Origin of the sequence: Mycolicibacterium elephantis DSM 44368, assembly GCF_004014805.1 — a bacterium.
Lineage (GTDB): Bacteria > Actinomycetota > Actinomycetes > Mycobacteriales > Mycobacteriaceae > Mycobacterium > Mycobacterium elephantis.
The window spans coordinates 40954-51978 of sequence record NZ_ATDN01000028.1 but is presented as its reverse complement, the minus strand read 5'-3'; the positions used below and the strand labels follow the sequence as shown (position 1 = coordinate 51978).

Here is an 11025-nt window from a genome sequence, read left to right as displayed (position 1 = left end):
CAAGGCACCCATCGAACGCTTACGCGTTCACAACCTGCCCACGAAGAACAATTAGCGCGCCGAAATCGCGAAGACCTAGACTCCGGACTCGTGAGTAAGAGCCCGCTGCGGCGGTTGAGCGAGCAGGTCGTGCTGGCGACCATGCGCCCACCGGTGGCGCCGCAGCTGGTCATGCTGCGGCCCGACCTCGCCGACGTCGACCTGAGCGGCAAACGCGTGCTGATCACCGGGGCGTCGTCGGGCATCGGCGAGGCCGCCGCCGAGAAGTTCGCGCGGCGCGGCGCCACCGTGGTGGTGGCCGCGCGTCGGCAGGTGCTGCTCGACGCGGTGGTGGCACGGATCACCAAGGCCGGCGGCGCGGCGACGGCACACGCGTGCGACCTGGCCGACCTGGACGCGGTCGACGCGCTGGTGGCCAAGGTCGAGCACGACCTCGGCGGGATCGACATCCTGGTCAACAACGCGGGCCGGTCCATCCGCCGGCCGCTGGCCGACTCCCTGGACCGCTGGCACGACGTCGAACGCACGATGACGCTCAACTACTACTCGCCGCTGCGGCTGATCCGCGGATTCGGCCCCGGAATGCGCGAGCGCGGCGACGGCCACATCATCAACGTGTCGACGTGGGGAGTGCTCAGCGAGGCCGCGCCGCTGTTCTCGGTGTACAACGCTTCCAAGGCCGCGCTGTCGACGGTGAGCCGGGTCATCGAGACCGAATGGTCCCGCCACGGCGTGCATTCCACGACGCTGTACTACCCGCTGGTCGCCACCCCGATGATCGAGCCGACCAAGGAGTACGACGGCGCCCCCGCGCTCACCGCAGCCGAGGCGGCCGACTGGATGATCCTCGCCGCGCGTAAGCGGCCGGTGCGGATCGCGCCGCGAATCGCGATGACGGCAAGGGCGTTGGACACCGTCGCCCCGAACTGGCTCAACGCGCTGATGAAGCGGCAGCGAGTCCAACCCTGACGTCGATGGCCTACCCCGAGATCACCACGATCGCCGACCTCGTGCGGGCCCACGGCGCCACGCGCCCGGACGCCGTCGCGCTGATCTGCGGTGAGCGCACCATCACCTTCGCCGAGCTCGACGCGCGTTCCAGCCAGGCCGCCCAGGCGTTCCGCGCGGCCGGTGTGGGCCCCGGTGACCGGGTGGCGTTCGTCGAGAAGAACGGCGCCGAGTTCTTCGAAGTCCTGTGCGGCTTGGCAAAACTCGGCGCGATCGCCGTGCCGGTGAACTGGCGGCTGGCCGCCCCGGAGATGGCACACATCATCGCCGACGCCGGCGTTGGAGTGGTCGTGGTCGGCGAGGAGTTCTTCGGTCACCTCGAAGCGATCGTCGACGAAACCGTGCACACCGTGGTGGCGATCGGCGAGCACGACCGGTGGCCGGCGTTCGACGACTGGCTGGGCCCGCACCCCACCGAAGACCCCGGCGCCACAACGGGTTCCGATGACCCCGCGGTGATGATGTACACCTCGGGGACGACGGGCGCACCCAAGGGCGTGGTGCTGAGCAACGCCAACTTCGTCGCCAAGACGGTCGGATGCGCCGAGACGTGGCAGTTCAGCGCCGACGCCGTCAGCCTGGCCGTGATGCCGCTGTTCCACATGGCCGGCACCGGCTGGGCGCTGGTCGGCCTGTACGTCGGTTGCCCGACGGTGGTGCTGCGCGACGTCGACCCGCACGCCATCCTGGCCGCGATCGCCGGTCACCGCGTCACCAACATGCTGCTGGTGCCCGCGGTGATCCAGCGGCTGCTGGCCACCCCCGGCGTCGAGTCGGCGGACCTGTCCAGCCTGCGCGTCATCGTCTACGGCGCGTCACCGGTCGCCGACGACGTGGTGGTGAAGGCCCTCGAACGGTTTCGCTGCGACCTCATCCAGGTCTACGGCATGACCGAGACGACCGGATCGATCACGCAGTTGAATCACCGTGCCGCCGAACCACTTCGGTCGTGCGGAAAGCCGTATCCGTGGGTGGAGCTTCGTGTCGTCGACCCCGACGGCCACGACCTGGCGCCCGGCGCGGTCGGCGAGGTGTGGACCCGCTCGGCGCAGAACATGCTCGGCTACTGGAACAACCCGGAGGCGACCGCCGCCACGCTCACCCCCGACGGATGGCTGAAGACCGGTGACGTCGGCTGCCTCGACGACGCCGGCTACCTGTACCTGTTCGACCGGATCAAGGACATGATCGTCTCCGGCGGCGAGAACGTGTATCCGGCCGAGGTGGAGAACGTGCTGATGGATCATCCGCAGGTGGCCGACGTCGCCGTCGTCGGCGTGCCCGACGACACCTGGGGCGAGGCGGTCAAGGCCATCGTCGTCCCCGCCTCCGAGGCCGCGCCGGACCCCGCCGAGCTGATCGGGTTCGCCCGGGCGCGGCTGGCCGGTTTCAAGCTGCCCAAATCGGTCGACTTCGCCGCCGAGCTGCCCCGCAATCCCAGCGGCAAGCTGCTCAAACGCCAGCTGCGCGAGCCCTACTGGTGTGACGTCGATCGGCGAGTTCAGTGACGCGCCGGGTGTCGCGATTGGATCACGGCACGGACGTGCTACACACGTCTGTATGGAGATCCTGGCCAGCCGGATGCTCATCCGACCGGCCGATTACCAACGCTCGCTGCGGTTCTATCGCGACGAGCTCGGCCTGGCTATCGCCAGGGACTACGGCGCAGGCACCGTCTTCTACGCGGGTCAGTCGCTCATCGAGCTGGCCGATCACGGCACCCCCGACGCCGGCGGCGCGATGTGGCTGCAGGTGCGCGACGTCTACGCCACCGAGAAGGAGCTGGCCGAACGCGGGGTGCCGATCGCGCGGGAATCCCGGCAGGAACCGTGGGGTTTACATGAGATGCATGTCCACGACCCAGACGGGGTTCTCCTCATCTTCGTGCAGGTTCCCGAAACCCATCCGCTACGGCGCGACACCAGAGGATAGCCAGATGCCACCCGGAGAATCCACGCTGTGAGCCTCGAGCTGTTCCTGCTGATCATCGTGGTGATCACGGCACTTGCATTCGACTTCACCAACGGCTTTCACGACACCGGCAACGCGATGGCGACCTCGATCGCCAGCGGGGCGCTCAAGCCGAAGGTCGCCGTGACGATGTCGGCGGTGCTCAACCTGATCGGCGCGTTCCTGTCGACCGCGGTGGCCGCGGCGATCGCCAAAGGACTCATCGATCCGGGCCTGGTCAGCCTCGAGCTGGTGTTCGCCGGGCTGGTCGGCGGCATCGTGTGGAACCTGCTGACGTGGCTGTTCGGCCTGCCGTCGAGCTCGTCGCACGCGCTGATCGGCGGCATGGTCGGGGCGATGCTGGCCGCGGTCGGCGGCCACGGCGTGATCTGGCACGGTGTGGTGTCCAAGGTGCTGGTGCCCGCGGTGCTCGTCCCGGTGATCGCGACCATCGTCGCCGGCGTCGGCACCTGGCTGGTGTACCGGATGGTGCGCGGTGTTCCGGAGAAGCGCACCGAGCGCGGGTTCCGCTACGGGCAGGTCGGCTCCGCGGCGCTGGTGTCGCTGGCACACGGAACCAACGACGCGCAGAAGACGATGGGCGTCATCTTCCTGGCGCTGATCGCCTACGGGTCGGTGAACGAATCCGCGCCGATGCCGCCGTTCTGGGTCATCCTGTCGTGTGCGGTGGCGATCGCGCTCGGCACCTATCTCGGCGGCTGGCGCATCATCCGCACGTTGGGCAAGGGCCTGGTCGAGATCAAGCCCCCGCAGGGCATGTCGGCCGAATCCTCATCGGCCGCAATCATTCTGCTGTCCAGCCACTTCGGTTATTCGCTGTCGACCACCCATGTGGCCACCGGGTCGATCCTCGGCAGCGGCGTGGGCCGGCGCGGCGCGGAGGTGCGCTGGGGGGTGGCGGGCCGGATGGCCTCGGCGTGGTTGATCACGGTGCCCGCCGCCGGGCTTGTCGGTGCCATCACGTACTGGCTCGTGAACGCCATCGGCGGATACACCGGCGCGGCAGTCGGATTCGGGCTGCTGGTGGTGGTGTCGCTGGCGATCTGGCGGCAGTCGCGCAAGGCGCCGATCGACCATGAGAACGTCAACAACGACTGGGAGGGCACGCTCACCGCGGGTACCGAGCGCCGGGCGCCGCTGGAGTCGTCCGCGTTGCCGACGGTTCCGCCCGCACCGGCCGTGCCATCCGTGCCGCCTACGCCGGCGCCGGTCAAGATGCCCGAGCCGGTATGACCGGAGAGCAACCGTGAGCGACTGGTTCAACTACATCGCAGCGCTGAAGATCCTGGCCGTCGGCCTGCTGATCGGGGCCGGGCTTCCCGCACTGTTCGCGATCGGGGTGCGGCTCAACGCCGAGGGCGCCGGTGCCACCGAGCACTCTGCGGCCCAACGTAATCCGATGGTCACGGCGCTGAGCTGGGTGATCTTCGCGCTGGTCGTCGTCGCCGCCGTGGTCGGCGTGCTGTTCATCGCGCGTGACTTCATCGGGCACCAGACCGGGCTGTACCTGCTCGGCGCGCAGCCCACGTGACATCGTGAGCGACTGTGACCAAGTTTCTGGCCAAGATCGTGGCATGGATCACCGACGGCTACCCCGAGGGTGTGCCCGGCCCTGACCGGGTTCCGTTGTTGGCGCTGCTCAAGCGGCGGTTGACCGACGACGAGGTCAAGGCCGTCGCGCGCGAGCTGATGAACCGCGGCGAGTTCGACAACGCCGACATCGGTGTGCTGATCACCCAGATCACCGACGACCTGCCGTCGGTCGACGATGTCGAGCGGGTTCGGAGCCGGTTGGCCGCCAAGGGCTGGCCGCTCGACGGCCCCCGCGACCCCGAGGAGAACGCATAGCCGTCCTGCGCCCCGTCGCCGTCGCATCCGATGCGTCGGCGCTGTCGATGCTGCCCGTCGTGGCGGATGCGCTCGACGGGAGGCTGTCCGTGCTGCCGGTTCCAGCAGACGACGCGCGCGAAACCTCGTTGCTGACAACGTCGTTGCGCGCCGGTGACGAGATCCACGACGACGTCGCCGTCGTGGTGTCCACGTCCGGCACCACGGGGGTTCCCAAGGGCGCCATGCTGACCGCCGCGGCGTTGACGGCCAGCGCCGACGCCACGCACGCCCGGTTGGGCGGTCCCGGCCGATGGCTGCTCGCGCTGCCCGCCCATCACGTCGCGGGGCTGCAGGTGCTGGTGCGCAGCGTCGTCGCGGGCACGACACCGGCGGCGATCACGCCGAGTTTCTCCGTGGCCGAGCTGGTTTCGGCCGTGTCGTCGTTGGGCCCGGGCCGCCGGTATGCCTCGCTGGTGGCGGTGCAACTGGCCAAGGCGTTGGGTGATGCGGCGGCGACGGCCGCGCTCGCGTCGCTGGACGCGGTGCTGATCGGTGGCGGCCCCCTGCCCGGTGAGTTGGGGCGCCGCGCCGCGGAGGCCGGTATCGCGGTGGTCCGCACCTACGGGATGAGCGAAACCGCCGGCGGCTGCGTGTACGACGGGGTGGCGCTGGACGGGGTGCGTGTGCGGATCCAGGCTGGAGCCGGGACATCAAACCAGGGCCGCGTGGTGCTGGGCGGCGCGACCATCGCCAAGGGCTACCGCAACCCGGTCGAGCCCGATCCGTTCGCCGAGTCCGGCTGGTTTCGCACCGACGACCTTGGTGCGCTCGATGACTCAGGACGGTTGACGGTGCTGGGCCGGGTCGACGAGGCGATCAGCACCGGCGGGTTGACCGTGCTGCCGCAGCTGGTGGAGGCGGCGTTGGCGACGCATCCGGCCGTGGCCGAGTGCGCGGTGTTCGGGGTGCCCGACGACCGGCTGGGCCAGCGGGTAGCGGCGGCCGTCGTCGTCGCGCCGGGGGCGGCCGCGCCCACGGTGGCGGCGTTGCGCGAGCACGTCGCGCAGACGCTGGACGTCACCGCGGCACCGCGGGAGATCCACGTCGTCGACAAGCTGCCACGCCGCGGGATCGGCAAGGTGGACCGCCGGGCGCTGGCGGCCCGGTTCACCGGCCACGGCATGATGTGACGATGCGTCGCGAAGTCGGGACCATCGAGGAACTGCGGGCGGTCGTCGGCGAGCCCGACGTCTACGTCGCCAACAAGGTGAAGGACCGGCTCTCGCCCGTGCAGCGCGACTGGCTGGCGCACTCCCCGCTGTGTTTTGTGGCGACGACCGACGCGCGCGGCCGCGTCGACGTGTCGCCGAAGGGCGATCCGCCCGGGTTCGTCCACGTCCTCGACGACACGACGATCGCGATCCCCGAGCGGCCCGGCAACAAGCGCGTCGACGGGTACCGCAACGTGCTGCAGAACCCCCATGTCGGCACGCTGTTTCTGATCCCCGGCCGCGGGGACACGCTGCGCATCAACGGCACGGCCCGAATCCTGTCCGACGCCGACTATTTCGATGCGCTCGCGATCAAGGGCCGTCGACCGCTGCTCGCCCTCGAGGTGTCGGTCGACGAGGTCTTCTTCCACTGCGCCAAGGCATTTCTGCGCTCGGACGCGTGGAACCCGTCGACGTGGAACCCCTCGGCGCTGCCCAGTGTCGCGCAGCTGCTCAAGGCTCTACGCAGCGACTGGAGCGACGCGGAGCTCGAGGACTACTACAGCGAGGCCAAGACCCGCGAACGCCTGTACTGATTTCGGTGCAGTTCGTCACGGTGAGCGTGACGAACTACACCGAGATCACCACTAAGGTGACCGCATGCGAACGAGTCGCAGGGAGGCGGTGGCGGTCGCCGTCGGGGTGCTGCTGGTCCTCGCGGCGTTCGTGGTCCCGCACCTGGACCTCGGCATCGTCACGCCGCTGATCAACGCGACACCCAGTCGCTTGCACGCCTTCGCCGACACCGCACCGATTTTCGGATGGTGGAACGCGCACGTCGGCTGGGGCACGGCGCCCGCGATCGTGCTCGGCGTGGCCGCGGTGCTGTGGGGCCCGGCACTCGCACAGCGGTTGCCGTGGCGCGCGCTGCCGTGGGTGACATGGGTGACCGCGTGCGCCTGGGCGTTCTCGCTGGCCATGATCGACGGCTGGCAGCGCGGTTTCGCCGGCCGGCTCACGGCCCGGCACGAGTACCTGCGTCAAGTGCCCACCGTCACCGACATCCCCGAGGCGGTGCGCACCTTCGCCGACAGAATTCTGGACTATCAACCGGATTCGTGGATCACGCACGTGTCGGGGCATCCGCCGGGCGCGCTGCTGACGTTCGTGTGGCTGGACCGCATCGGGTTGGGCGGCGGCGCGTGGGCGGCGCTGCTGTGCCTGCTCGTGGGATCCAGCGCCGCGGCGGCTGTCCTGGTCGCGGTGCGCGCGTTGGCCGGCGAGCAGACGGCGCGGCTGGCGGCGCCGTTCGTGGCGGTGGCGCCCACCGCGATCTGGATCGCGGTATCGGCCGACGGCTACTTCGCAGGCGTGGCGGCGTGGGGTATCGCGTTGTTGGCGTTGGCGGTTCGGGGGCGCGGGCCATGGCCTGGGCTGGCCGCCGTGGGTGCCGGATTGTTGTTGGTCTGGGGGACCTTTCTCAACTACGGCCTGGTGTTGATGGCGCTGCCCGCGCTGGTGGTGCTGGTGTGTGCACCGTCGTGGCGGTCGGCGTTGCGGGTGCTGGTCCCGGCGGTGGTGGCGGCCGTCGCGGTGGTCGTGGTGTTCGCCGCGGCCGGGTTCTGGTGGTTCGACGGCTATCTGCTTGTGCAGGAACGCTATTGGCAGGGCATCGCCAACGACCGGCCGTTCCAGTACTGGTCGTGGGCGAACTTGGCGTCGGTGGTGTGTGCGATCGGGCTGGGCAGTGTGGCCGGCATCGGGCGCGTCTTCGACATCGCGGCGATCAAACGGCGCAGCGGCCTGCACCTGGTGGTGATCGGCGTGCTGTTGGCGATCGCGTTCGCCGACCTGTCGATGCTGAGCAAGGCCGAGACAGAACGGATCTGGCTGCCGTTCACAGTGTGGTTGCCCGCCGCGGCGGCGCTACTGCCGCAGCGGTCGCATCGCTGGTGGTTGGCGCTCAACGTCGTCGGCGCGCTAGCCCTCAACCACCTGATCCTGACCAACTGGTGACGGGCCCGCAGCCGGCCAGCGCCCGCGCACACGGGTCGCCTCGACGAAGCGGCTGCCCGCGGGGCAGACCCGGCGCACGGCCTCGAGGTCCTCGACGGTGTCGAAGTCGGCGAGTTCGGCGACCAGCCGCACGTCGATTCCCCCGGCATACAACGCCGCGAGGGTCAGCGCACCGGTGTCCCAGCGCGACATCGGCACGCCGCGAAGGCATTCGGCCATCCCGGTGTCGGACACGCCGAGCACCCACCAGCCGCCGTCCTTCGCGAGCCCGAGAACGGCCTGCGCGCCAAGCAGTTCACGCGCGCATTCGTCGAGCATGTCGGCCGACACCTGCGGGGTGTCCATTCCGATCTGCAGCAGGGTGCGGTGGCCGGTCGCGTCCGCGGCGTCGTGGTGCGCGTTGGCGAGGCGTTCGGCGAAGTCCGCGCCTCGCTGCGGCACCACGGTGAATTCCGTGAGGCACTCGCGGATCTCGTCGGCGCGGCAGCCGGCGTCGATGTCACCGGCCAACGCGACCACCCGGTTGCGCAGCGGGGCGGCGATCATGGCGTCGAGGCTGTCCAGGAGTGAGGCGGCGGCGATGTCGGCGGCGGCCCGTGCGCCGATCGAGGCGGCCAGCCGCGTCTTGGCGAGCCCGGGCACCGGCGCCTTGGCGACGATCAGCCCGACCACAGGTAGCACCGTCACGAGATCACCCGCCAGAAGTCCAGGGCCGCCACCACACTGCCGCGCAGCGATCCGCTGACCTTCGACTTCCCGCCGGTCCGCGGCCCGTAGGCGACGTCGCGCTCCACCACATGCCAGCCCGCGGCGGCCGCCCGGACCAGCAGTTCCAGCGGGTACCCCGACCGGCGGTCCGCCACACCCAGGCTCAACAGGTCGTCGCGCCGCGCGACCCGCATCGGCGCGATGTCGTGCACCGGCAGACCGTGGCGTCGGCGCAGCCGCCAGCACACCGCCGCGGTGCCCAGCCGCGCGTGCCAGGGCCACCGCAGCCCCGGGGTCGGGCGTCGTCGGCCGATCGCCATGTCGGCTCGCTCGAGCTCCTCGACGAGTCGGGGCAGGTCACCAGGATCGAGGGAGCCGTCGCCGTCGAGCACGGCGACGATCGGCGTCGTCGCCGCCACCACCCCGGCGTGCACGGCCGCCCCGTATCCCGGCTGGGGTTCGACGACGACGTCGGCGCCGTGCCGCCGCGCCACCTGCGCGGTGTCGTCGGTGCTGTTGTTGTCGACGACCAGCGGCCGGTAGCCGGCGGGCATCGCGGCGAGCACGCCGGGCAGCGATGCGGCCTCGTTGAGACAGGGCAGCACCACAGTCACCGACACCTTTTGGAGGCTATCGGGAATCGGGCCCGCGGCCTCGCGGTTGTGGTTCAGAGATCACTCAACCCCTAGGAGGGCGCATGACAACCCGACCCGCGGACAAAGCGCTGCGCAAGTTCAAGTGGGAGCGGCAGCTCGGAAGGACGGTGATGAATCCGGCCGTCGCGCTACTGGACCGGCTCGGACTGCGAGCGCCGCTGATGGTCGAACTGGAGACCGTCGGGCGCAAGAGCGGTGAACCGCGACGGGTGCCGCTGGTCGGGCGCGCCGACGACGGGGGCGTGTGGGTGATCTCCCAGCACGGCCGCCGCGCCGGATGGGCGCACAACATCGCGGCCAACCCGAACGTGCGGGTGCGGGTCGGCGACGAATGGCGCAGCGGCATCGCGACTTTCGAGCCCGACGACGACGTGCGCGCCCGCGCCCGCAGCTTCGGCGGCCGCGGCCGGGTCGGCCAGGCGGCGACGGCAGCGACCATGCGCGCGATGGAGAGCGACCCGATCTCGGTGCGGATCACCTACACCGAAACCGCCGACTAATCCGGCAGGGAGTTGCTCAGCCGTTCGGTGGCGGCCAGGTAGTCCTCGATGAACTCGCGCACCACCTCGCGGGCGGGCTTGACCTTGTTCATCAGCCCGACGCCCTGGCCGACGAAGTAGGTCGCCAACGCCTGCGCGCCGGGATTGCCCTGCGCGGCGAGCACGTCGATGCGCCGCACCACAGGTTCGGCCAGCATCGACTGCAGCGGCAGCGGCAACGGCTGACGGCCGCCGTTGTTGGGCAGCCAGGCCTGCGTCCAGTCCGAAACCAGTTGGCGCGCCGGCTTTCCCGTCCGTCCCGCCGAGCGCACGGTGTCGCGCGATGACGCCGCGAGGAACTTCTGCACGGTGTACGGAGCGGTCTCGGCCTCCTCGGTGGTCAGCCACACCGAGCCCGTCCAGGCACCGTCGGCGCCCATCGCGACGCAGCCCGCCATCTGCCTGCCGGTGACGATGCCGCCAGCGGCCAGCACCGGCACCTTCGCGCCGGCGGCCTCAATTGCTTCGATCACCTCGGGCACCAGCACCAGCGTCGTCACCTCACCGCAGTGCCCGCCGGCCTCGGTGCCCTGCGCGACGATCAGGTCGACACCGGCCTGCACCTGCTTGACCGCGTGCTCCTTGGCGCCGACCAGCGCCGCGACCGGAATGCCGTTGCTCCTGCCCGCCTCGATCATGTAGTCCGGCGGCACGCCCAGCGCGTTGGCGATCAGCTTGATCGGATGGCTCATCGCCACCTGCAGCAGGTCCTCGCCGGTGTTGCCGGACAGCATCGGCGGGCCGGTGCGTGGCGACTCGTCGGGCTCGATGCCGTGCTCGGCGAGCAGCTCGTCGATGTAGCTGCGGTACTCCTCGGGGATGCGGCTGGCCAGCGCGCTGCTGGACAGCTTCTCGCCCTTGCCCTCGAACTTGGCGGGCACGATCAGGTCGAGGCCGTACGGCTTGCCGTTGACGTGCGCATCGATCCAGGACAGTTCCTGATCGAGCAGTTCGGGGGTGTACGCGGTCGCGCCGAGCACGCCGAAACCTCCGGCGTTGGTCACGGCGGCCACCACGTCGCGGCAGTGACTGAAGGCGAACAGCGGAAAGTCGATTCCGAACTGCTCGCAGATGGCGGGTTTCACA

At 70.1% G+C, this 11025-nt stretch carries 13 protein-coding genes; 10 read left to right on the top strand and 3 right to left on the bottom strand.

Going from position 1 to position 11025, the window contains the following annotated elements:
- Positions 1–90: 90 nt before the first annotated feature.
- The 9 genes from MELE44368_RS18705 to MELE44368_RS18665 all read left to right on the top strand — a co-directional run bounded on the left by MELE44368_RS18705 (position 91) and on the right by MELE44368_RS18665 (position 8036).
- On the top strand, positions 91–969 hold the full coding sequence (locus MELE44368_RS18705; protein WP_128109869.1) for an SDR family oxidoreductase: 879 nt from the start codon (positions 91–93) through the stop codon (positions 967–969).
- Between the two features lie 5 nt (positions 970–974).
- The gene (locus MELE44368_RS18700) at positions 975–2516 is read left to right on the top strand and encodes a long-chain-fatty-acid--CoA ligase (protein WP_128109868.1); all 1542 of its coding nucleotides are present in this window, start codon (positions 975–977) and stop codon (positions 2514–2516) included.
- Between the two features lie 52 nt (positions 2517–2568).
- Positions 2569–2940: a VOC family protein gene (locus MELE44368_RS18695; RefSeq protein WP_128109867.1), complete on the top strand. Its 372-nt coding sequence runs from the start codon at positions 2569–2571 to the stop codon at positions 2938–2940.
- A 27-nt stretch (positions 2941–2967) separates the two neighbouring features.
- Positions 2968–4212: an inorganic phosphate transporter gene (locus MELE44368_RS18690; RefSeq protein WP_128109866.1), complete on the top strand. Its 1245-nt coding sequence runs from the start codon at positions 2968–2970 to the stop codon at positions 4210–4212.
- Between the two features lie 13 nt (positions 4213–4225).
- Complete coding sequence (locus tag MELE44368_RS18685; RefSeq protein ID WP_128109865.1) at positions 4226–4510, top strand: hypothetical protein; 285 nt, start codon at positions 4226–4228, stop codon at positions 4508–4510.
- A 14-nt stretch (positions 4511–4524) separates the two neighbouring features.
- Positions 4525–4827 carry a DUF3349 domain-containing protein gene (locus MELE44368_RS18680; protein ID WP_128109864.1) on the top strand — a complete coding sequence of 101 codons (303 nt, stop codon included), beginning with the start codon at positions 4525–4527 and terminating at the stop codon, positions 4825–4827.
- A gap of 47 nt (positions 4828–4874) precedes the next feature.
- The gene (gene menE / locus MELE44368_RS18675) at positions 4875–5999 is read left to right on the top strand and encodes an o-succinylbenzoate--CoA ligase (protein ID WP_206613806.1); all 1125 of its coding nucleotides are present in this window, start codon (positions 4875–4877) and stop codon (positions 5997–5999) included.
- A 2-nt stretch (positions 6000–6001) separates the two neighbouring features.
- A complete protein-coding gene (locus MELE44368_RS18670; protein WP_128109862.1) occupies positions 6002–6616 on the top strand; it encodes a pyridoxamine 5'-phosphate oxidase family protein in 615 nt (204 codons plus the stop codon).
- A gap of 64 nt (positions 6617–6680) precedes the next feature.
- On the top strand, positions 6681–8036 hold the full coding sequence (locus tag MELE44368_RS18665) for a hypothetical protein (protein WP_128109861.1): 1356 nt from the start codon (positions 6681–6683) through the stop codon (positions 8034–8036).
- Here MELE44368_RS18665 and MELE44368_RS18660 read toward each other — a convergent pair.
- On the bottom strand, positions 8001–8717 hold the full coding sequence (locus MELE44368_RS18660) for a TIGR04282 family arsenosugar biosynthesis glycosyltransferase (RefSeq protein ID WP_128109874.1): 717 nt from the start codon (positions 8715–8717) through the stop codon (positions 8001–8003). The two genes, MELE44368_RS18665 and MELE44368_RS18660, sit on opposite strands and share 36 nt — an antisense overlap.
- A gap of 2 nt (positions 8718–8719) precedes the next feature.
- A complete protein-coding gene (locus MELE44368_RS18655; RefSeq protein WP_409366137.1) occupies positions 8720–9364 on the bottom strand; it encodes a glycosyltransferase family 2 protein in 645 nt (214 codons plus the stop codon).
- Between the two features lie 77 nt (positions 9365–9441).
- Between MELE44368_RS18655 and MELE44368_RS18650 the strand changes: the two genes are divergently transcribed.
- Positions 9442–9900 carry a nitroreductase family deazaflavin-dependent oxidoreductase gene (locus MELE44368_RS18650; RefSeq protein WP_128109859.1) on the top strand — a complete coding sequence of 153 codons (459 nt, stop codon included), beginning with the start codon at positions 9442–9444 and terminating at the stop codon, positions 9898–9900.
- Here the strand turns inward: MELE44368_RS18650 and MELE44368_RS18645 are convergent.
- On the bottom strand, positions 9897–11024 hold the full coding sequence (locus tag MELE44368_RS18645) for an NAD(P)H-dependent flavin oxidoreductase (RefSeq protein ID WP_128109858.1): 1128 nt from the start codon (positions 11022–11024) through the stop codon (positions 9897–9899). The two genes, MELE44368_RS18650 and MELE44368_RS18645, sit on opposite strands and share 4 nt — an antisense overlap.
- Position 11025 lies beyond the last annotated feature (1 nt).